General features: G+C 71.7%; 19 protein-coding genes and 1 riboswitch. Of the genes, 12 read left to right on the forward strand and 7 right to left on the reverse strand.

What is annotated here, in order from left to right:
* Positions 1–69: 69 nt before the first annotated feature.
* On the forward strand, positions 70–1,146 hold the full coding sequence (locus tag JNX00_RS01000; protein WP_204743828.1) for an RNA methyltransferase: 1,077 nt from the start codon (positions 70–72) through the stop codon (positions 1,144–1,146).
* On the opposite strand, the gene JNX00_RS01005 is transcribed toward JNX00_RS01000, so the two are convergent.
* Positions 1,103–2,143, reverse strand: a complete 1,041-nt coding sequence (locus tag JNX00_RS01005; RefSeq protein ID WP_204743829.1) for a hypothetical protein — start codon at positions 2,141–2,143, stop codon at positions 1,103–1,105. The genes JNX00_RS01000 and JNX00_RS01005 overlap by 44 nt on opposite strands.
* 137 nt (positions 2,144–2,280) lie before the next feature.
* Positions 2,281–2,377, forward strand: a riboswitch (S-adenosyl-L-homocysteine riboswitch).
* Between the two features lie 32 nt (positions 2,378–2,409).
* Between JNX00_RS01005 and metH the strand changes: the two genes are divergently transcribed.
* Complete coding sequence (gene metH / locus JNX00_RS01010) at positions 2,410–5,154, forward strand: methionine synthase (protein ID WP_204743830.1); 2,745 nt, start codon at positions 2,410–2,412, stop codon at positions 5,152–5,154.
* Positions 5,155–5,220: 66 nt separating this feature from the next.
* Here metH and JNX00_RS01015 read toward each other — a convergent pair whose 3' ends face one another.
* On the reverse strand, positions 5,221–6,780 hold the full coding sequence (locus tag JNX00_RS01015; RefSeq protein ID WP_204743831.1) for a hypothetical protein: 1,560 nt from the start codon (positions 6,778–6,780) through the stop codon (positions 5,221–5,223).
* Positions 6,777–8,309, reverse strand: a complete 1,533-nt coding sequence (locus tag JNX00_RS01020; RefSeq protein WP_204743832.1) for a YifB family Mg chelatase-like AAA ATPase — start codon at positions 8,307–8,309, stop codon at positions 6,777–6,779. The genes JNX00_RS01015 and JNX00_RS01020 overlap by 4 nt, the downstream gene beginning before the upstream one ends.
* Before the next feature lie 286 nt (positions 8,310–8,595).
* Here JNX00_RS01020 and JNX00_RS01025 point away from each other — a divergent pair, with 286 nt between their 5' ends.
* Both JNX00_RS01025 and amt read left to right on the forward strand, forming a co-directional pair.
* Positions 8,596–8,934: a P-II family nitrogen regulator gene (locus JNX00_RS01025; protein ID WP_070400158.1), complete on the forward strand. Its 339-nt coding sequence runs from the start codon at positions 8,596–8,598 to the stop codon at positions 8,932–8,934.
* Positions 8,935–8,970: 36 nt separating this feature from the next.
* On the forward strand, positions 8,971–10,380 hold the full coding sequence (gene amt, locus JNX00_RS01030; RefSeq protein ID WP_204743833.1) for an ammonium transporter: 1,410 nt from the start codon (positions 8,971–8,973) through the stop codon (positions 10,378–10,380).
* A gap of 98 nt (positions 10,381–10,478) precedes the next feature.
* On the opposite strand, the gene JNX00_RS01035 is transcribed toward amt, so the two are convergent.
* A complete protein-coding gene (locus JNX00_RS01035; protein ID WP_204743834.1) occupies positions 10,479–10,754 on the reverse strand; it encodes a KTSC domain-containing protein in 276 nt (91 codons plus the stop codon).
* A 151-nt stretch (positions 10,755–10,905) separates the two neighbouring features.
* On the opposite strand from JNX00_RS01035, the gene JNX00_RS01040 reads away from it, so the two are divergent.
* From JNX00_RS01040 to JNX00_RS01065, 6 genes are all read left to right on the forward strand, one after another.
* Positions 10,906–11,157 carry a hypothetical protein gene (locus JNX00_RS01040; RefSeq protein WP_204743835.1) on the forward strand — a complete coding sequence of 84 codons (252 nt, stop codon included), beginning with the start codon at positions 10,906–10,908 and terminating at the stop codon, positions 11,155–11,157.
* 87 nt (positions 11,158–11,244) lie between these two features.
* The gene (glcE, locus tag JNX00_RS01045) at positions 11,245–12,411 is read left to right on the forward strand and encodes a glycolate oxidase subunit GlcE (protein ID WP_204743836.1); all 1,167 of its coding nucleotides are present in this window, start codon (positions 11,245–11,247) and stop codon (positions 12,409–12,411) included.
* Between the two features lie 84 nt (positions 12,412–12,495).
* Positions 12,496–13,728, forward strand: a complete 1,233-nt coding sequence (gene glcF, locus JNX00_RS01050) for a glycolate oxidase subunit GlcF (protein ID WP_204743837.1) — start codon at positions 12,496–12,498, stop codon at positions 13,726–13,728.
* Between the two features lie 21 nt (positions 13,729–13,749).
* The gene (locus JNX00_RS01055; RefSeq protein ID WP_239478226.1) at positions 13,750–14,121 is read left to right on the forward strand and encodes a CidA/LrgA family protein; all 372 of its coding nucleotides are present in this window, start codon (positions 13,750–13,752) and stop codon (positions 14,119–14,121) included.
* Entirely contained in the window at positions 14,118–14,870 is a 753-nt protein-coding gene (locus JNX00_RS01060; protein WP_070400166.1) for an LrgB family protein, read from the forward strand. The genes JNX00_RS01055 and JNX00_RS01060 overlap by 4 nt, the downstream gene beginning before the upstream one ends.
* Positions 14,871–15,037: 167 nt before the next feature.
* Positions 15,038–15,829 (forward strand): hypothetical protein, encoded by a 792-nt coding sequence (locus JNX00_RS01065; protein WP_204743838.1) that lies wholly within the window; start codon positions 15,038–15,040, stop codon positions 15,827–15,829.
* 32 nt (positions 15,830–15,861) lie between these two features.
* On the opposite strand, the gene JNX00_RS01070 is transcribed toward JNX00_RS01065, so the two are convergent.
* Positions 15,862–16,290, reverse strand: coding sequence for a CesT family type III secretion system chaperone (locus tag JNX00_RS01070; RefSeq protein ID WP_204743839.1), 429 nt, complete (start codon positions 16,288–16,290; stop codon positions 15,862–15,864).
* Positions 16,291–16,525: 235 nt separating this feature from the next.
* Here JNX00_RS01070 and JNX00_RS01075 point away from each other — a divergent pair, with 235 nt between their 5' ends.
* Complete coding sequence (locus JNX00_RS01075) at positions 16,526–18,058, forward strand: hypothetical protein (RefSeq protein ID WP_204743840.1); 1,533 nt, start codon at positions 16,526–16,528, stop codon at positions 18,056–18,058.
* Between the two features lie 39 nt (positions 18,059–18,097).
* Here the strand turns inward: JNX00_RS01075 and JNX00_RS01080 are convergent, their stop codons facing one another.
* Positions 18,098–18,583, reverse strand: coding sequence for a glutathione peroxidase (locus JNX00_RS01080; protein WP_070400170.1), 486 nt, complete (start codon positions 18,581–18,583; stop codon positions 18,098–18,100).
* 161 nt (positions 18,584–18,744) lie between these two features.
* Between JNX00_RS01080 and JNX00_RS01085 the strand changes: the two genes are divergently transcribed.
* A complete protein-coding gene (locus JNX00_RS01085; RefSeq protein WP_204743841.1) occupies positions 18,745–19,971 on the forward strand; it encodes a response regulator in 1,227 nt (408 codons plus the stop codon).
* A 108-nt stretch (positions 19,972–20,079) separates the two neighbouring features.
* On the opposite strand, the gene lplT is transcribed toward JNX00_RS01085, so the two are convergent.
* A complete protein-coding gene (gene lplT, locus JNX00_RS01090) occupies positions 20,080–21,351 on the reverse strand; it encodes a lysophospholipid transporter LplT (RefSeq protein ID WP_070400172.1) in 1,272 nt (423 codons plus the stop codon).
* Positions 21,352–21,424: the final 73 nt, after the last annotated feature.

Below are 21,424 nucleotides of genomic sequence, written 5' to 3' on the forward strand. Positions count from 1 at the left end.
CTTGGTCGTGGCCGGCCATTGTCGACCGGGAGCGGATGCCCGGGTGCCGTGCGCGACAATGCCCGCCCCATGCAACTGAGCGAACTGCGCCAACGCCTCACCGCCCTCGGGGCTGGGCCGCTGCATGCGCAGCGCGTGCTGCGCCACTGGCTGCACGCCCTGCCGGCCGACGCCGGCCGGCGCAAGCCCGAGCACCACTTCCCCAAGGCCCTGTTCGAGGCCCTGCCGGCGCTGCGCGAGGAACTCGCCGGCCTGGCGCGCCTGCAGGCCGAGCACCCGGGCGAGGACGGCTCGGCCCGCCTGCTGGTGGCCCTGCGCGACGGCCAGACCGTGGAGAGCGTGCGCCTGCCGCGCGGCGGCCTGTGCGTGTCCACCCAGGTCGGCTGCGCCGTGGGCTGCGCCTTCTGCATGACCGGCACCGGCGGCCTGCTGCGCCAGCTCGGCAGTGCCGAGATCCTGGCCCAGGTGGCGCTGGCGCGCGCCGGCCGGCCGGTGAACAAGGTGGTCTTCATGGGCATGGGCGAGCCCGCGCACAACCTGGACGCGGTGCTCGAGGCCATCGAGCTGCTGGGCACCGTGGGCGGCATCGGCCACAAGAACCTGGTGTTCTCCACCGTGGGGGACGAGCGCGCCTTCGAGGCCCTGCCGCGTGGCGCGGTCAAGCCCGCGCTGGCGCTGTCGCTGCACACCACCAAGCCCGATCTGCGCGAGCAACTGCTGCCGCGCGCGCCGCGCCTCACGCCCACCGAGCTGGTGGAGCGCGCCGAGGCCTACGCGCGCGCCACCGGCTACCCGGTGCAATACCAGTGGACCCTGCTGGACGGCGTGAACGACGGCGACGATGAAATCGACGGCATCGTGCGCCTGCTCGGTGGCCGCTACGGCGTGCTCAACCTCATTCCCTACAACGCCGTCGACGGTCTGCCGTTCCAGCGCCCCGCGTGGGAAAAGGCGGCCGACATCGCGCGCCGCCTGCACCGCCAGGGCATCCTCACCAAGCTGCGCCACTCGGCCGGGCAGGACGTGGACGCGGGCTGCGGCCAGCTGCGGGCGCGCTCGCTGGACACCGGCGAGCGCGTGGTGGCGCTGCGGCGGCAAGCCGTCAGCAGACCGTCTCCATTGCTTCCATCAGCAGGCGCGCCGTGAGCCGTGCTTGCGGCGTGTTCTTCAGGCCGGGCTCCAGCGGGCGGCCTTGCTCGACCCATTGCAGGGTGAAGCGGAAACTCTCCAACGCCTCGTTGTCGAGCATGGCGGTGAACTGGGCGAGTTCCTTGACGGTGGTGTCGGGGGTGACCGTCAGAAAGTTCGAGATGCCGAGCCCCTTGAGCCGCTGGCCAAAGATGTCGACAAACGCCTGGCCCAGCCGCGGTGGCGACGCGTCGGCCGTCGTGGCGGGCGGGTCGCTCAGCTCGATGAAGCGCATCGGATCGGGGCTTGTGCGCCGGGTGTAGGGCAGGTCCCCGAGCGCCAGTGCCTGCTGACGCTCCACGCGCCGGGTTGTTTCGTGCGGCCCGTGCCTGGCCGGCGCCTGGGCGTTCAGTGCCGCCAGCAGCTGCTGGGTGGAGGCCTCACGCCCCCAGTCCCGGTTCAAGCGGTACTTGAAACGTTCCCGCTCCAAGGGCTCCAGCGATCGAATGAGGTCCGCGATGGTCGGGATGTCCGCGCTGTCCTTGATCTGGTCCGCCGTGGCCGCGTGGCCCAGCGCGCGAAGGACGGTCCTGGTGGTGGGAACGCGGCCGCTCGGCGGATCGATCAGTACTTTGAGGTCTTTCAGGAACGCGGTGTCCAGCACCACCTGATGGCCCGTGGTCACGCGAGACCAGATCGAGTCCAGGGCTTCCTTCACCTCCGCCGGGTAGGGGCGATCCGCAATGAAGCGGCGCGCGAGGGTCCGCACCAGCCGTTCCGCGGCGTCCGAGGCGCTGGTGGTGGTGCCCTTCGCGTTCTTGGGGGTGACCGACAGGCATTGCGTGCGCTCGACCTTCGGCCCGGTCTTGTTCTTGATGAGGAGAATGGTCGGCCCCGTCCGCCAGCCCTTGTTGACCGACTGGCCATACGCATACAGCTGCCGCAGGTCAAACGTCTCGCCATCGGGGCAGAGCGCCTGTGTTTTGCCGGGGCGGGGGGTGGACAGAGCAATCATGGCGGCAATGGAGAGAAACGGAGGGGGTGGGGGCCTGAACGCCTGCTCAGTAACGCCCGGAAGCCCCAGGGCGCCAGCCAAATGGCTGTTCAGGCCGAACGGACGAGGGGTTTGAGGCCTGTCGCTAAAATCCCTGCTCTCTCAAGGAGCGTTGCAGCGGCCAGCCCAGGGCCTCCCGGGTCGGGGCCGTCAGGCTTGAGTGGGCTGGACCGGCCCCAACGACGCTCACCAGCTCGGTTTTTTCGCAAACAACCCTGGTGAGCCGCATGTCCTCCGAGACCTCCTCCGCCCCCGTTTCCCCCGCCGTTCGCCCGATGCTGCTGTCGGGCCTGGAGCCGCTCGCCATCGGCGCGGGCAGCCTGTTCGTCAACGTCGGCGAGCGCACCAACGTCACCGGCTCCAAGGCCTTCGCGCGCATGATCCTCGAAGGCCGCTTCGAGGACGCGCTGGCCGTGGCGCGCCAGCAGGTGGAGAACGGCGCGCAGATCGTCGACGTCAACATGGACGAGGCCATGCTCGACAGCGAGGCCGCCATGGTGCGCTTCCTCAACCTCATGGCCGGCGAGCCCGACATCGCGCGCGTGCCGGTGATGGTGGACAGCTCCAAGTGGAGCGTCATCGAGGCCGGCCTGCGCTGCCTGCAGGGCAAGGGCGTCGTCAACTCCATCAGCATGAAGGAGGGCGTGGAGGAGTTCAAGCGCCAGGCCCGCCTCATCAAGCGCTACGGTGCGGCGACCGTGGTGATGGCCTTCGACGAGACCGGCCAGGCCGACACCTACGAGCGCAAGATCCAGATCTGCGAGCGCGCCTACCGCATCCTGGTGGACGAGGTGGGCTTCCCGCCCGAGGACATCGTCTTCGACCCCAACATCTTCGCCATCGCCACCGGCATCGAGGAGCACAACAACTACGCGGTGGACTTCATCAACGCCACGCGCTGGATCAAGCAGCACCTGCCGGGCGCGAAGGTCTCGGGCGGCGTGTCCAACGTGAGCTTCAGCTTCCGCGGCAACGACCCGGTGCGCGAGGCCATCCACACCGTCTTCCTGTACCACGCCATTCAGGCCGGCATGGACATGGGCATCGTCAACGCCGGCATGGTCGGCGTGTACGACGAACTGGAACCCACGCTGCGCGAGCGCGTGGAGGACGTGGTGCTGAACCGCCGCCCGGACGCCGCCGAGCGCCTGCTCGAGATCGCCGAGAGCGCCAAGGGCGCGGCCAAGGACGATTCGCAGAAGAACGCCTGGCGCGAACTGCCGCTGCGCGAGCGCCTGTCGCACGCGCTGGTGCGCGGCATCAACGACTTCATCACCGAAGACACCGAGGCCATGTGGCGCGAGATCGAGGCCGGCGGCGGGCGCCCGCTGAACGTGATCGAAGGCCCGCTCATGGACGGCATGAACGTCGTGGGCGATCTGTTCGGCCAGGGCAAGATGTTCCTGCCCCAGGTGGTCAAGAGCGCGCGCGTGATGAAACAGGCCGTGGCCCACCTGCTGCCCTACATCGAGGAAGAGAAGAAGCGTCTGGAAGCCGCCGGCGGCGACGTGCGCTCCAAGGGCAAGATCGTCATCGCCACCGTCAAGGGCGACGTGCACGACATCGGCAAGAACATCGTCACCGTCGTGCTCCAGTGCAACAACTTCGAGGTGGTGAACATGGGCGTGATGGTCCCGTGCCACGAGATCCTGGCCAAGGCCAAGGTCGAGGGCGCGGACATCGTGGGCCTGTCGGGCCTGATCACGCCCAGCCTGGAAGAGATGCAGTACGTGGCCAGCGAGATGCAGAAGGACGAGCACTTCCGCATCAAGAAGATCCCGCTGCTGATCGGCGGCGCCACCACCAGCCGCGTGCACACGGCGGTGAAGATCGCGCCGCACTACGAGGGCCCGGTGGTCTACGTGCCCGATGCCTCGCGCAGCGTGAGCGTGGCCCAGGGCCTGCTGTCGGACCAGGCCACGGCCTACATCGCCGAGGTCAACGCCGACTACGAGCGCGTGCGCCACCAGCACGCCAACAAGAAGCAGGTGCCGCTGTGGCCGCTGGACAAGGCGCGAGCCAACCGCACGCCCATCGAGTGGGGCGGCTACACCCCGCCCGTGCCCAAGTTCATCGGCCGGCGCGTGTTCAAGAACGTGGACCTGGCCGAGCTCGCGAGGTACATCGACTGGGGTCCCTTCTTCCAGACCTGGGACCTGGCCGGTCCCTTCCCCGAGATACTGAAGGACGAGGTGGTGGGCGAGGAGGCGCGCCGCGTGTTCAGCGACGGCAAGCGCATGCTCCAGCGCATCATCGACGGCCGCTGGCTCACGGCCAGCGCGGTCATCGGCCTGTACCCGGCCAACTGCGTGAACGACGACGACATCGCGCTCTACGCCGACGAGTCGCGTGAGCGCCCGGTGCTGGTGTGGCACGGCCTGCGCCAGCAGACCGAGAAGCAGGAGATCGACGGCGTGATGCGCCCCAGCCGCTGCCTGGCCGACTTCGTGGCGCCCCAGGGCGTGGCCCCGGACTACGTGGGCCTGTTCGCGGTGACGGCGGGCCTGGGCGTGGAGAAGAAAGAGAAGCAGTTCCTCGACGACCTCGACGACTACTCGGCCATCATGTTCAAGGCCCTGGCCGACCGCCTGGCCGAGGCCCTGGCCGAGCAGATGCACCACCGCGTGCGCACCGACCTGTGGGGCTACGCGCCGAACGAGGCGCTGAGCAACGAGGAGCTCATCAAGGAAAAGTACCAGGGCATCCGCCCCGCGCCGGGCTACCCGGCCTGCCCGGACCACACCGTCAAGCGCGGCCTGTTTCGGCTGCTGCAGGCCGAGGAGATCGGCATGGGCCTGACCGAAAGCCTGGCCATGTCGCCAGCGGCCAGCGTGAGCGGCTTCTACCTGAGCCACCCGCAGAGCACCTACTTCAACGTCGGCAAGATCGGCGAGGACCAGCTGGACGACCTGGCCCAGCGCAGCGCCGTGGCGCGCGCGGACCTGCAGCGCTGGCTGGCGCCCAACCTCTGAGTTCCGGCGCGCGGGCCGCCGCGCCCCCGCTCGCGCGGGTCCCGGCATGGCCCGGCGCACCGGGGGTCAGCCGGTGCCATCCCCGGCGAGACCGCGCAGCCAGTCCATGACCTCAGGCGGCCGGTTTCGCGCCAGCCGCGCCAGGGCGGCCAGGCGCCGGACGGCCTCGCCGTCCCCGCTCAGCGACAAGGCGTCGAGCACGCCTCCCAGGATCGGGTCGGGCATGTCGTGGATGGCCGTGAGGCTGGCCGTTTCATGGGCGCCCAAGGAACACCCGGCCAGCCGCTTGAGGGCGTGGAACACCGGCTCGGGCAGTGCCATGGCCTGAAGGTCCCGCGCGAGATCGGCCAGGTCCTGTTCGGTGTAGGGGGTGTTCTCCGGCGTGTCGCTGGGGGCGCCCCAGTTCCACCGCGCGGCCGCCGGCCAGTGGGCCACCACAATGGCCTTCAAGCCCGGGGCCACCGCCCGGGTGCGCGCGCCGAGGATGGCCTTGGCCGCGACAAAGGCGAAGGCCTTGGCCGCGGGCGGGTAGAGCCGGCCCAGGCACGCCAGCACGCCCAGCAGCTGGCGCGGGGTGCTGCTTCGAAGGAAGGCCACGACTTCCCGTTCGGACCCGCAGGTCGCGAAGGCGCTCAGGGCCCGGCTTACCGCCGGCGGGTCCAGCCGCGGGTCGGCGCACGACAGGGCCGATGGATGGGCGCCGGCCAGGGCCAGCAGGTAGCGGGCGGCGCCGGTGGCGTGCATCAGCGGCGCGGACATGACGTCGGGCGCGGTGGCTGGGGCGCTGGGTGCCAGAGGGCCGCACGCCTGCACCAACAGGCGCCGCAGACCCAGCGCGGCCCCGGGGTGAATGCCCCAGAGCCAGCTCAGCAGCGCGTCCGTGTCCTGCGTGGTCGAGAAGGTCGCCAGCCACCGTCGCAGCGGTGCGATGCCTTGGCTGCCGCGGGACAGGTGAGACAAGGCGGTCCACAGCCTGGCGCTCAGGGGAATGGGCTTGCAGCTCATGATGTGCCGGGCCGCGCCGACGACGTGCTGGGGGTCGGGCCGCGCGGGCGGGGTCGCATCGACATGGCCGGTGCGCGCGGGGTTCGCCGGCGCCAGGTGTTGCTCGACGTGCCGCTTGATCGCGCTGAGCGCCTCCCTGGCCCCCGGGCGCCGTTCGTAGGCGTCGAAGCAGCGATCGAATCGATCCAGGAACCGCTTCACACAGCGGTCCAGGTGGGGCCTCACCTCGGCGGGGCAGTCGGCGCGGGTGGGCAGGTGTTCGAGCAGCAGGTGCAAGTGGTCGGCGAGTGTGTCGTTTCTGCATGACGCGGGCAGGGCCGCCAGCAGCAACGGGGCGAACGCGGGGCGTGTCTGCGGGGGCAGCTTGCCCAGGAACACCAGCAGGCTGTACTGGCCCGCGCAGTCGGGGCTGGCGTGGGCTTGCGCGTCGAAGAACACCTCCGCCAGGTCCGCGGTGCTGTTGCAGTCCTGCAGCTGGAGCTCCGTGTAGGCCGTGTGGCAGCCGCTGTGGCCGATGCAGGCGTGCACCGCGTTCAGCAGCGCCTGTGGTGAGGCGGGCGTGGTGTCGATGCGCCGCTGCCCTCCCGTGACGGGGCCGCAAAACCCCCCGACGCGCTTCATGCGAACGCCCCCAGCACGCGCCGGTACTGCACCGCCTCCGCCACGTCGGCCGCGCCCACGCGCTCGTGCCCGGCCAGGTCGGCGATGGTGCGGGCCACGCGCAGCGCCCGGTGCGTGCCGCGCCCGCTCCAGGCCAGGCGCACGGCCGCCGCGTGCAGGAACTTCAGCGCCGCCGGCTCGGCGCGCGCGTGCTCCTCGAGCGCGCCGCCCGCCAGCGCGCGGTTGGGCTGGCCCTGGCGCCGCAGCGCCAGCATGTGCGCGGCCACCACGCGCTCGCGCACCGCGGCGCTGCCCTCGCCCGGCGGTCCCTGCAGCAGCTGCTCGCCGGGCAGCGCGGGCACCTCCACCTGCAGGTCGATGCGGTCGAGCAGCGGACCGCTGAGCCGGCCCTGGTAGCGCTGCACCTGCTCTGGCGTGCAGCGGCAGGCGCGCACCGGGTGGCCGCGGTAGCCGCAGGGGCAGGGGTTCATGGCGGCCACCAGTTGGAAGCGCGCGGGGAATTCGGCCTGCTGCGCCGCGCGCGAGACGCGGATGCGGCCGGTCTCCAGCGGCTCGCGCAGCGCCTCCAGCGCGTGGCGCGCGAACTCGGGCAGCTCGTCGAGGAACAGCACGCCCTGGTGGGCGAGCGAGATTTCGCCCGGCCGCGGTGGCGAGCCCCCGCCCACCAGCGCCACGGCGGAGGCGCTGTGGTGCGGCGCGCAGAAAGGCCGCTCGCCCCAGCGCGCGGGATCGAAGCGCCCGGCCAACGAGGCCACGGCCGCGGCCTGCAGGGCCTCGTCGGTGGCCATGGGCGGCAGCAGCCCGCCCAGGCGCTGCGCCAGCATGGACTTGCCGGCGCCCGGCGGCCCCACCAGCAGCAGGCTGTGGCCGCCGGCGGCCGCGATCTCCAGCGCGCGGCGCGCCGCCACCTGGCCTTTCACGTCGGCAAGGTCGGGTCCCCCGGGTGGCGCCGGGACGCTGTCGCGCGGCTCCAGCCGCGCCCAGCCCGCGTCGTCCTGCGTGGCCGGCTGCTCGCGCCGCAGGCGCGCCACCACATCGATCAGGTGGCGCGCGCGCACCACGTGGGCGCCGGGCACCAGGGCGGCCTCTTCGGCGCTGCCTGGCGGCAGCACCAGGGTGCGGGGCGCCGCGTCCTGCGCGAGGGCCAGCGCCATGGCCAGCGCGCCGCGCACCGGGCGCAACTCGCCGCCCAGGGACAGCTCGCCCGCGTACACGCCGCGCGCCAGGGGTTCGGCCTCAATCTGCCCGCTGGCGGCCAGGATGCCCAGCGCGATCGGCAGGTCGAAGCGCCCCGAGTCCTTGGGCAGGTCGGCCGGCGCCAGGTTCACGGTGATGCGCTGGCTGTGCGGAAACTCCAGGCCGCTGTTGGCGATGGCCGCGCGCACCCGCTCGCGCGCTTCCTTCACTTCGGTGTCGGCCAGGCCCACCAGCGTGAAGCTGGGCAGGCCGTTGGCCAGGTGGACTTCCACGCTCACGGGCCGGGCGGCCAGCCCCTGCAGCGCGCGGCTGTGCACATGCGCCAGCGCCATGGGTGTTCTCCCTGTTCAGGTGCGCGGCCGCCGGCGGCGGCCACGGGGCGGCCGATTCTGCGGGCGCCGCTGGCACGACACCGGTGGGGGTGTCGGGCGCCGGCCCGTCCCCGATTCGGCGCATATGGCACCGCGGTGGTGCGTCGAGGCCCCCCTGGGGTGCTGCGGCGCGGGCGGGGCCTCATCCTGGTGCCGACCGCCCCAGGGGCCCGCACCCGGGCGCTCCGGGTTGGCACACAAGCTGCTAAGGCAGACACCAGATCAACCAACCCCTGGAGGGATCGTCGTGAAAATGGTTTCAGCCGTCATCAAGCCGTTCAAGCTGGACGAGGTGCGCGAGGCGCTCTCCGGCGTGGGCGTGCAGGGCATCACCGTCACCGAGGTCAAGGGCTTCGGGCGGCAGAAGGGGCATACCGAGCTCTACCGCGGCGCGGAGTACGTGGTCGACTTCCTGCCCAAGGTCAAGATCGAAGCGGCCGTCGCGGACGACCTGGTCGAGCGCGTCATCGAGGCCATCGAAGGCGCCGCGCGCACCGGAAAGATCGGCGACGGAAAGATCTTCGTCTCGCCCCTCGAGCAAGTGGTCCGCATCCGCACCGGCGAGACCGGCAACGAGGCGATCTGACCCAGCCATTCCCTGAACCCAACCGAGTCCATCCAAATGAAGAAACTCCTGGCTTCCCTGTTGCTGGGCCTGGGCCTGGCGATCGGCGGTGGCGCAGCCATCGCGCAGTCGACCACCGAGGCCGCACCGGCCGCTGCCGCTCCCGCGGCCCCCGCCGCTGAAGCGCCTGCGGCCGCCGCGCCGGCCGCCCCCGCCGCCGAGGCCCCCGCCGCCGCCCCCGAAGCGCCCAAGCTCGACAGCGGCGACACCGCGTGGATGCTGACCTCCACGCTGCTCGTCATCCTGATGACCATCCCCGGCCTGGCCCTGTTCTACGGCGGCCTGGCGCGATCGAAGAACATGCTGTCGGTGCTGATGCAGGTGATGGTGATCTTCTCGCTCATCTCCCTGCTGTGGGCCATCTACGGCTTCTCGCTCACCTTCGGCGGCGCGGGCACCTTCTTCGGCTCCTTCGACAAGCTGTTCCTCGCCGGCACCACGGCCAGCACCATGTCGTCGGCGCTGGCGACCATCCCCGAGTACGTGTTCATCGCCTTCCAGGGCACCTTCGCCGCCATCACCGTGGCGCTGATCGTGGGCTCCTTCGCCGAGCGCGTGAAGTTCGGCGCCGTGCTGCTGTTCTCGGCCCTGTGGTTCACCTTCTCGTACATCCCCATGGCCCACATGGTCTGGGGCGGTGGCCTGCTGGCGGCCGACGGCGCGCTCGACTTCGCGGGCGGTACCGTGGTGCACATCAACGCCGGTGTCGCCGGCCTGGTGGGCGCCTACGTGGTGGGCAAGCGCATCGGCTACGGCAAGGAAGCGCTGACGCCGCACTCGCTGACGCTGACCATGGTGGGCGCCTCGCTGCTGTGGGTGGGCTGGTTCGGCTTCAACGCCGGCTCGGCCGGGGCCGCCAACGGCGTGGCCGGCCTGGCCTTCATCAACACCGTGCTGGCCACCGCCGCCGCCACCCTGGCCTGGTGCCTGGCCGAGTCCCTGCTCAAGGGCAAGGCCTCCATGCTGGGCGCCGCCTCCGGCGCCGTCGCCGGCCTGGTGGCCGTGACGCCGGCCGCGGGCTTCGTCGGCCCCATGGGCTCCATCGTGCTGGGCATCGTGGCCGGCTTCGTCTGCGTCTGGGGCGTCAGCGGCCTGAAGAAGATGCTGGGCGCGGACGACGCGTTCGACGTGTTCGGCGTGCACGGCGTGGGCGGCATCGTCGGCGCCATCCTGACCGGCGTGTTCGCCGCGCCGGGCCTGGGCGGCACCGGCGCCGAGGACTTCGCCATGGGCCACCAGGTCTGGGTGCAGGTCAAGAGCGTGCTCGTGACCGTGGCCTGGTCGGGCGTCGTTGCCTTCATCGCCTACAAGATCGCCGACCTCACCATGGGCCTGCGTCCCTCGGAAGAGGCCGAGCGCGAGGGCCTGGACATCACCTCGCACGGCGAGACGGCGTACCACCGCTGATCCACGCGATCACCCTTTCCTCCGAGGAAACCCGCCCGCGCGCCGCCAGGCCCGCGGGCTTTTTTTCGCCTTCCCGGCATGGGCCGGTCTGCTTCGGCCTATGCCGGCGGGTCGTCGAACAGGTCCTTGAGCGTCTTGCCCGGACCTGTGGCGCGGGCGCCGGCCCGGGGCGTGCCCTGCGGGTATTCCTCGGCGATCCGGTCTTCCCAGTAGGTGGCCGGGTTGGGGGCGCTGCACAGCCGGCGGAACACCTCCTGCGGCACCTGCTTGTAGGCCTGCACCGAGCCATTGGCCCAGCCCAGGTCCAACTGGCGCGAAGCCGGGTCGTAGTCAGCCCATTGCAGGCGGCTGGTGGTGAAGCGTTGGACGGGCATGGCGGTCTCCTGGCGCTCGGGCGCGAGCCCCTATCGTCGTCGACGGCGCCGGAGGCGTCCAGGCCGGTGGCGGTGACTCTGTACTCCCCGGGGGCAGGGCCCGCGCGGGCGCCCTAGCATCGCCGCCCGACGCAACCACAGGAGAGGGCGCATGGGCTTGAAGACGGTTCATTGTTGGGTGCTGGCGATGGCGCTGTTGGCGGCGGGCGGTGCCCTCGCCGCCAAGAAGCCCAAGGCCGCCCAAGACCCCGACGCGCCGACGGCCGCGCGGCGCGCGCCGGGCAAGCTCACTGTCCACAAGGCGCCGTCGGACGAGAGCCCGGCCGAGCGCGCGCGGCGCCTGACGCGGGAATGCCGGGGCCGGCCCAATGCCGGGGCCTGTCTGGGCTTCGCCTCGCGCTAGGCCGGCGCGGCGCCCGGCGCGATTGCAGCCGCGCGTGCAAAAAATTCAAGGCCCGCGCGGTGAGTGGCCGCTACCATCGCCGCCACTATGTCCGCGCCCCACGACGCGCTGGCCCCCGCCGCTGCCCCCGGGCAGGGCTTCGTGCCGGCCAGCGACCACCCATCCGCCCTCATCGACCAGGTGCGCGCCGCCGTGGCCGCGCGCGCGCCGCTGCGCATCGCCGGCGGCGGCAGCAAGTCCTTCGTGCACGCGCCCGCCGAGGGCGTCGCGCTCGACGTGCGTGCCCACAGCGGCATCCTGAGCCACGAGCCCAGCGAGCTGGTGGTCACCGTGCGCGCCGGCACGCCGCTGGCCGAGCTGGAGGCCGCGCTGGCCGAGCACGGCCAGTGCCTGCCGTTCGAGCCGCCGCGTTTCGGCGCCGGCGGCACCGTGGGCGGCGCGGTGGCCAGCGGCCTGGCCGGCCCGGCGCGCGCCAGCGTCGGCGGCGCGCGCGACTACGTGCTTGGCGCGCGCCTCATCAACGGGCGCGGCGAGCTGCTCACTTTCGGCGGGCAGGTCATGAAGAACGTGGCCGGCTACGACGTGAGCCGCGCGCTCGCGGGCAGCTGGGGCGCGCTCGGCGTGATCACCGAACTCAGCCTGAAGGTGCTGCCAGTGGCGCCGGCCGAGGCCACGCTGACCTTCGGCGTCGACCAGTCCAACGCGCTGGAGCGCCTGCACCGTTGGGGCGGGCAGCCGCTGCCGCTCAACGCCTCGCGCTGGCAACGCGAGGCCGACGGGGGCGATCGCCTGTTCCTGCGCCTGCGCGGCGCCGCCGCGGCGGTGGAGGCCGCGTGCGAGCGCCTGCTCGCCGAAGCGCCGGGCCAGCGCCTGGACAACCCCCCCGCCGGCGCCGACTGGACCGCCTGCCGCGACCAGCGCCTGCCCTTCTTCACCAACGCGCCCTCGGCCGACCATGGCCTGTGGCGGATCAGCGTGCCGCAGACCGCCGCACCGCTGCTGGCCGCCTGGCCGCAGCTCATCGAATGGCAGGGCGCCCAGCGCTGGCTGTGGGCGCCGGTGGCGGCCACCGATGAGATCCGTGCCGCCGCGCGCGCGGCCGGCGGCCACGCGCAGCTGTTCCGCGCCCCGGCCTCGGGGGACGGCGGCGTGGCGCGCGCGGACACGCCCAGCCCCGCGCTGCAGGCCGTGATGCGCCGCCTGCGCGAGGCCTTCGACCCGCACGGCATCTTCCAGGCCCCGACCCTGATATGAGCCCCTACCCTCCGCACTTCGTGTCGTCGCTGCCCCCCAAGGAGGCGCAGGCCTCCCTCGGGGCGGCCCAGCGGGAGGCCTGACATGCAGACCCAGCTCGCCCCCGAGTTCCAGGGCACCGCGCGCGGCCGCGAGGCCGAGGCCATCCTGCGCAAGTGCGTGCACTGCGGCTTCTGCACGGCCACCTGCCCCACCTACCAGCTGCTCGGCGACGAGCTGGACGGCCCGCGCGGGCGCATCTACCTCATCAAGCAGGTGCTCGAAGGCGCCACGCCCACGCGCAAGACGCAGCAGCACCTGGACCGCTGCCTCACCTGCCGCAACTGCGAAAGCACCTGCCCCAGCGGCGTGCAGTACGGCCACCTGGTCGACATCGGCCGCGCCGTGGTCGAGGAAAAGGTGCCGCGCCCCACGGGCGAGCGCGCCGTGCGTTGGCTGCTCAAGGAGGGCCTGAGCTCGCCGCTGTTCGGCCCGGCCATGAAGCTGGGCCAGGCGGTGCGCGGCCTGCTGCCCGGCGCGCTGCAGGCCAAGGTGCCCGAGCCGCGCCCCGCCGGCGCGTGGCCCACGCGCGCGCACCCGCGCAAGGTGCTGATGCTCGCGGGCTGCGTGCAGCCGTCGATGTCGCCCAACATCAACGCCGCCACCGCGCGCGTGCTGGACGCCGCCGGCATCCAGGCCCTGGTGGCGCCCGAGGCCGGCTGCTGCGGCGCGGTGAAGTTCCACCTCAACGACCACGGCGGCGGCCTGGCGCAGATGCGCGCCAACATCGACGCCTGGTGGCCCTTCGTGCAGCAGGGCGCCGAGGCCCTGGTGATGAACGCCTCGGGCTGCGGCGTGATGGTGAAGGACTACGGCCACCTGCTGCGCGACGACCCCGCCTACGCCGACAAGGCCGCGCGCATCAGCGCGCTCACGCGCGACCTGTCCGAGCTGCTGCCGGACCTGGTGCCCGCGCTGAAGCCGAAGCTGGCGCGCCGGCCCGATCCGCAGCGGGTGGTGGCCTACCACCCGCCCTGCACCCAGCAACACGGCCAGCAGCTGCGCGGCGGGGTGGAGCGCGGTCTGGGCGAGCTCGGCTTCACCGTGCAACTCGCGCGCAACGAGGCGCACCTGTGCTGCGGCTCGGCCGGCACCTACTCGGTGCTGGAGCCGCAGATCGCGCACGAGCTGCGCGACCGCAAGCTCGGCCACCTGGGCGAGCTCCAGCCCGCCGTCATCGCCAGCGCCAACATCGGCTGCATCACCCACCTGCAGAGCGGCACGGCCACGCCGGTGCGGCACTGGGTCGAACTGCTCGACGAGGCGCTGCAGGCCTGAGAAGGTGCCAGCAAACCCGCCATGGCCGGCATGATTCCCGCGCTCGCCACCCTGCTGCTGTTCCAGCTGTTCGGCGAGGTGGCCGTGCTGCTCACGGGCGCGCCCGTGCCGGGGCCGGTGGTGGGCCTGGCCCTGCTGCTGGCCGCGCTGGCGCTGCGCCCGGCCTGGCTGGACGCCATCAAGCCCACCGCCCAGGGCCTGCTGCAGCACCTGTCGCTGCTGTTCGTGCCCGCCGGCGTGGGGGTGATGCAGCATCTGCAGCGGCTGGGCGACGAGGCCCTGGCCATCGGGGTGGCGCTGGTGGTGAGCACGCTGGTGGGCCTGGCCGTCTCGGCCTGCACCATGGTGTGGCTCATGCGTTGGCAAACGCGCCGTTCGCAGGGGCCGCGGTGAATCCCGAGGCCCCGCGCCGCCTGATCGACATCTGGGTCTACCTGGCGGCCACGCCGCTGCTGGGCCTCACGCTCACGCTGCTCGTTTACCACGCCGCCTTCGTGCTCTACCGGCGCAGCGGCTTCCACCCCCTGGCCAACCCGGTGCCGCCCACGGTGCTGGTGCTGGCCACGCTGCTGTGGGCCACGGGCACGCCCTACGCCACCTATTTCGAGGGCGCGCAGTTCGTGCACTTTCTGCTCGGCCCGGTCACGGTGGCGCTGGCGGTGCCGCTGTTCGAGCAGCTGCACCGGCTGCGCCGCCTGGCACTGCCGCTGCTGGCGGCGCTGGTGGCCGGCGCGCTGGCCGCCGCCGCCACGGCCATCGTGGTGGCCTGGGCGCTGGGCGCTTCGCCCGCCACCATGGCCTCGCTCGCGCCCAAGTCGGTCACCATGCCGGTGGCCATGGGCATCTCGGAAAAGATCGGCGGCTTGCCCTCCCTCACCGCCGTGCTGGTGATGGCCACGGGCGTGCTGGGGGCGGTGGGCGGGCGCTTCCTGTTCGATGCCCTGCGCCTCCACGAGCCGGCGGCGCGCGGCTTCGCGCTGGGCACCATCGCGCACGGCATCGGCACCGCGCGCGCGTTTCAGGAGGGCGAGGAGGCCGGCGCCTTCGCCGGGCTGGCCATGGGCCTGAGCGCGCTGCTCAACGCGCTGGTGCTGCCCTCGCTGGCGGCGGCGCTGCTGGGCTGGCTGTCGCGCGGCGCCTGAGCGGTCGCGGGCGCGGGCGGCCTGCTCGGGCGCGCGCAGCGCGCGGTGCTGGCCGATCGGCGTTCATCCTTCCTTCGGATGCCAGGGGAACGGCGGGCCGGGCGCCTGCCACGTAGCAGGCTTTCCGCCTGCCTTCAAACCCCAACGCACCGCCAGGAGCCTTCGCCATGGTCCCGCACAACAAACGCCCTGCCCAGCCGAATCTGGACGTCAGATACACCAAGCAACTGCAAAAGGACGCCAAGGCCCAGGCGGCGCTGCGCAAGGTGGGGGATGCCGGCCACTTCGTGGGTGCCGTCGTCGTGGGCAACGCTGGCGTGGCGGTGGTGAAGCTGGTGCAGCAGGTGTTCAACCTGAACAGCCGTACGCCGTGGATCAAATCCCTGCACGACCAGCGCAAGTACGAGCGGGAACGCTACCGCGGCATGGACCGCCACTACAAGGACCACAAGGCCCACGCCGACCGGGTGGCGGCCCGCGACGACCGCGACATCGCCTGGGCCAATCGGCCGCTGCAGCAGCAGCGGTTCGATGCCCTGCTCAAGGTGTTCGAGCATATGGGCGCGGCGCTGGCGGCGAGGCCCGCCGAGTGTGGGTATTCGAGCGACGACCTGAACCGCTGCGTCGTCAAAGGCCTGCGAGAGATGGTGGACAGGGGCGTCATTTCGCCGGACGACTGCGACCAGGTCACGGTGGATGGGCGCCCGGGTCTCTACCGCGCCGATGGGGCCAACGCGCGCTTTGCCGAGTCGCGGCTGTCGCCTCTGACGCTCAAGCCCGAGGCCGCCGCCCAATGCCGGGCCGCCATCGCATGGGAATACCTGGCCGCCGGGCTGGTGTCCGCCGAGGTGCTGGAGCAGGTCGACTACCCGAAGAACGAACAGGGCGACTTCCTGTTGGACGACGCCGATCGGGCGTCGATCGAGAGTTCCAGCGGCAGCCCCTCCGGATCTCAATAAAGGCCGACCGGCCGCGGCCCCAAGGCCTTGGCCTAGGCCACCGGCCGTTCGACCCCGGACAGGGCGTTGTCGTACAGCGCGTTCGCCTGCGCCGCGCAGCGCCGCAGCTCCTCGGCCAGGCGGCCTTCGTGCAAGGGCTCCTGGTCTTCCCTCAGGCGCACGCGCAGCACCAGGTGCCGGCTGTCGCGTTCCAGGCCAATCACCTCGCCGCGCTCGCCGTCGAGCGAGAGGTTGATGGCCAGCACCTCCTCCAGCAGCTCCACCGCGTTGGCTTGGGTGCCGATCGGGCCCAGGTCGGCGTAGCAGAAGACGCCCTCGGGGTCGTGTTCTTCCTCGTGGAAGGCCCCGACCTTCACGCCGTCGAGGACCACCTCGCCACCGGTGAACAGGGCGTTGGGGTCGCGCAGGCCCAGGGCGCGTGCCGTGCCGCGGCACAACTCCTGGAATTGGTCGGGGGTCATGGGTCGGCCTTTCCTCGGACGGGCGCCCGGGGCGGTGACCGGGCAGGAGCGGGGATTCTGGTCGCCAGCGGCTTGCCCGGCCATCTGCCAAAGGGATGGGCGTCCTAGCGACTAGGCCGGGTAGATGGTCAAGGAACGATCACGAGGGGCGCCGCTACTCAGGCCGCGAGTTGGGTTTTCCGACTGGCCGCCGTCCCGTGATCGGGATGCCCCTTCTTCCTCGCCGTTCCTCGCCATGGGCTTTTCTCCTCTCAAACTTCAAAACCCCCACAAGACCTGGAAAGAGCTTTCGACCGCTGGCGCGCTGAGCCGCGCGGCCAAAGATGGTGCGCAGCAGGTCACGCGCGGCGTCAAGGCCGCGGCACTGTTCCTGCCCAACCTGAAGAAGCAGGTCTTGCGGGGCGACCCGTCCAAACCCGTGCGCTGGATCGATGACAGCCGCAAGACACAGCGCGAGAACGAGCGCCGCCTCGCCGCCAGGAATTCGGCGGCGCCTGAGGCGCGGACTGACGCCCGGACTGACGCCTGGGTCAGGGCCGGTGCCATGACCGGGTCTCGAGTCGACGTCAAGCTTCAACTGGCCGGGGCGCGAGCCGGCGCCCCGGCCCCAGCCGCCCCGCTCGCCACGCCAAACGATGCCGCCCAGGTCCCCGCGCAAGCCCAAGCCATCGAGCGGGTGGATGCCGCGCTGAAGACCTATGACCAGGTGCTTAGGGGCGACAAGCGCGAGTCGTTCGATGGCAGCGAGTTCGATCGCGTGGCCTTGATGGCCCTGCGCCGCTTGCGGGACGACAAGGGCCTTTCGGAGAGCGACTTCGCGCGGTTTGCGGGGGCGGGCGACGGCTTTTCGACCGAGTCGGCCGCCGATCGCGGCAAGCGCTTTTCTCCGCTCGGCGGCGAGGCGGACCCCGTGCGCTGGCTGTGCGAGGCCACCATTGGCGAGGCGTGGCGGCGCTTCATGGAAGGCCGTTGGGGTCAGCACGGCGAACAGCGGCCCATTGGTCCGGACGCGCTGGCGGCATGGGCGCAGGCCCATCCCGCGGCGCCGGACCAAGCGCCCGTGGAGGCGGCGCCCGACGCGGGTGCCACGCTGCTGAAGGACATTGAACACGGCGCCAAGCAGGCGCTTCAACAGCTCCAGGGCTTCTTCGCGGACCGCCTGTTCGGTGGTGAGCCGGACCGCGCGCCCGACGCGCCCACCCAGGACGGGGCGGGCTCGACGCAAGCCGCGCCTGTCGAGGCATCGGTGCCGGCCGTGGCGACTCTCGACGATCTCGAGAATGGTTCGCCCAAGGCCGCGGTTCGGTCCACAACGCCACCGGTCAAGGAGCCCGTGAAGCGCACCCGGGAAGAGAAGCTGGCACAGGTGGACAAGGCCTGGGCGGCCTACGGCACGGTGCTGGGTGGCGAGGTGCCCGAAGGCGCGAAGACATCGCTGGACGCCGAAACGCTTCAGCGCCTGGCCGGCAACGCGATGCTCCAGCTGCACGACGCGGGCTGGATCACGCAAACCGATGTCGATCGGTTCAACGCGCCGGATCGCTTCATCACGCGCGAAACCAAGGACGAGCGCGCTCAGCGCTTCATCCCAGGCGATGCCCCCAACCGGGCCGCGGCACGCCAGCTGTGCGAAGTCGCCATCGGCCAGGCCTGGGCCCGTGCGTACGGTGCCGACGGGGACAGCGCCCCGGCCGACCCCTTCACCATCGGTGAGTGGCGCAAGCGCGGCGCTCCTGCGCAGGCGATCGCGCCGACGCCCCTCTCCTGAGGGTCTGGCGGGCCTGCAAGGCCCGTGGTTGGCGACCGGTCAAGCCGCCAGCGCCGCCTCGATATCGCTGGCGAGCTTGGCGGGCGCGTCCTGCGGCGCGTAGCGCTTGAGCACCTGGCCGTCCTTGCCGACCAGGAACTTGGTGAAGTTCCACTTGATGGCCTTGCTGCCCAGCAGCCCCGGCGCCTCGGCCGTGAGCCAGCGGTACAAGGGGTGAGCCTCGGCGCCGTTGACGTCGATCTTGGCCATCATGGGGAAGCTCACGCCGTAGTTGAGCTGGCAGAAGCCGGCGATCTCCTCGTTGCTGCCCGGGTCCTGCGAGCCGAACTGGTTGCAGGGGAAGCCCAGCACCGCCAGGCCGCGCGGGCCGTAGGCCTTGTGCAGCGCTTCCAGCCCCGCGAACTGCGGCGTGAAGCCGCAGGCGCTGGCGGTGTTGACGATGAGCATCACCTGGCCCTTGTAGTGGCTCAGGGGCACGGGCTGGCCGGTGATGGACAGGGCTTCGAAGTCGTAGACGCTGGGCATGAAGGGGCTCCTTGGGTGGGCGCGCGGTGTCCGGCGCGCGACAGAATCTTCACATGGCGGCACGAGCGGCGCCGCATGCCGTACCCAAAACCCAGGCGGCACGCCATACTGCGCCGTCCGACAAACGGTTTCAAAAAGTGTCGAACCACGTGGAGCGGGTAATGGAGGCTGCCTACACGGTGGCGCTGGTGGGCTTTGCCCAGCACGAAAGCGCCACATTCGAATCGTTCTTCCGGCTCGCCGCGCGGCGGCCCCCGGCCTACCGGGTGCAGGAAGAGGTGCTCGACGCGCAGCTGCTGCTCGTCAACGCCGACAACGCCCAGGCCGTGGCGCTGGTGCGCGGCGCCTCGCTGCCGGGGCGTGTGCTGCTCATCGGCGCCCACGACGGCGGCACCGGCTGGCCGGTGGAGCGCAAGCCGGTGCGCCTGGTCTCGCTGCTGGGCTCGCTCGACGCGCTGGTGGGCCTGCGCACCGCCCGGGCGGCGGCCTCGGTGGCGCCGCTGGCGCCGGGCTTCGCGGCCACCGAACCCTTCAAGGCCTCCCAGCTGCACGGCCTGCAGGCCAGCATGCGCCTGGCCAGCGGCAGGCCGCAGCCGATCGCGCCGCTGCCGCCCTCGGCCCGCGCCCGGCGCCGCTCGCCCGAGACCGAGTTCCCCCCCACGCGGCCCATGACGCGTGAGGAGGTCATGTCCATGATCGCTCGCGCGGCCGACATGGCCGGCGAGGCGGCCGCGGGCGCCCGGGGTGCGCCGCCGGCCAACACCGCGCCATCGCCCGCCGCGTCCCCGGTCCCGCCCGCCGCGCCGGCTCCAGCCCCGGCCGCGCCGCGCGCCGGCACGGTCAGCATTCCCCTGCGCGGTGTCACCGACTACGCCGACCTGGAAGACCTGCTCAATGTCGCGCCGCCCGCGCCGCGTTCGCCGCGCTCGCGCCTGCCCTCGCGGCTGCGCCAGGGCGACGCCTCCGTGCCCGAGGTGGCGCGCGGCGACGCCCTGCTGGTGGGGCAGAGCCTGGTGGAGGGCCGCATCCTGCTCAAGCGCCTGCGCAAGTACGAGCTGAGCGTGGACTGGTGCCGCGAGCCCGCGCAGGCCCAGGCCATGCTCAAGGCGCACCCCTACCGTCTGGTGGTCATCGACCGCCTCGGCGGCGAGCCCGACGCCTTCCAGGTCTGCCGCTGGGCCAAGCAGGCCAAGGGGCCCAAGGGCGCGGCCACGGTGATCCTGTTCGCGCCCAGCGCGGGCAGCATGGAGCGCATGAAGGCCGGACTGGCCGGCGCCGACGCCTACCTCTCGCGCTCGGTGAGCGAGGCCGACCTGTACAAAGTGCTCGCGCAGCACCGCCTGGTCAGCCTCAACGGCTTCGCGCCCACCAACGTGGGCAATTTCTGAACACTTGCAACGTGTGGCGTGACCCAAGCCAGAAATGCCACGGAACCGGCTTTGCCGGGCCGTAGGCATTGCCCCCTTGAGGGGGTCGCGCGCAGCGCGGCGGGGGTGCTATCCGTGTAGATCGTCCCGGCGGGCGATTTCGAGCAGGCGCTCGATCTCGTGCCCGTGCACGCGCTGGTTGCGCTTGTGCCACCAGCCGATCAGCCACATGGTGCCGGCCACCAGCAGGCCGAAGGCGGTGATGGCCGCGAAGGCCGACAGCCCCGCGCCGGTGGACGCCGTGTAGAGCGCGCCCAGGCCCAGGATGCAGGCCTGCTCATTGAAGTTCTGCACGGCGATGGAGCGGCCCGCGCCCATGAGGTTGTGGCCCCGGTGCTGCAGCAGCGCGTTCATGGGCACGACCAGGAAGCCGCCCAGGCCGCCCAGCAGCACCAGGAAGGGCGCGGCCACCCAGACGTTGTCGATGAAGTTCATCAGCACCACCAGCAGGCCCATGCCGATGCCCAGGGGGATGACCTTCGTGGCCTGGTCGAGCCGCATGCGCATGGAGGCCACCACCGCGCCCACGGCCGTGCCCAGCGCCACCACGCCCACCAGCGCCGAGGCCTTGGAGGTGCTGTAGCCCAGCGCCACCGCGGCCCAGGCCAGCACGATGTAGCGCAGGTTGCCGCTCACGCCCCAGAACAGCGTGGTGGTGGACAGCGAGATCTGGCCCAGGTGGTCGCGCCAGAGGCGCATGTTGCAGGTCCAGAAATCGGGCAGCAGCACCAGCGGGTTGCGCGGCATGGGACGCGGCGTCACGCCGGTGAGCGGGATGCGCAGGTTGAAGGCCGCGGCCAGGATGTAGAGCACCACCAGCATGGCGATGGCGGCGGCCGGGCCGTGGTGGATGCCGGGGATGTGCAGCGCCAGCAGCCACGACGACAGGGTGGGCCCCACGAGCTGGCCGCCCAGCAGCACGCCCAGGATGATGGAGGCGATGGTCAGGCCCTCGATCCAGCCATTGGCCTTGACCAGCTGGGACGGTGGCAGCAGCTCGGTGAGGATGCCGTACTTGGCCGGCGAGTACGCCGCCGCGCCCAGGCCCACCAAGGTGTAGGCCAGCAGTGGGTGCACGCCCACCAGCATGAGCAGGCAGCCCACCACCTTGATGGCGTTGCTGATGAACATGACCTGGCCCTTGGGCCGGGCGTCGGCGAAGGCGCCCACGAAGGGCGCCAGCAGCACGTAGAACAGGGCGAACATGGGCACCAGCGCCGCGCTTTGCCATTCGTGCGCGTTGCGGTGGCGCAGCAGCTCGATGGCGGCGACGAACAGCGCGTTGTCAGCCAGGGAGCTGAAAAACTGCGCCGTCATGATGGTGTAGAAGCCGCGCTTCATGGCGATGAATCGGTTTGCTTGCCTGCCAGGATGAAGCGCCTATCGACGGACACCCCACACGTTTGTGCGACAG

This window comes from Hydrogenophaga sp. YM1 (assembly GCF_016903055.1).
GTDB classification, from domain to species: Bacteria; Pseudomonadota; Gammaproteobacteria; order Burkholderiales; family Burkholderiaceae_C; genus Hydrogenophaga; species Hydrogenophaga borbori.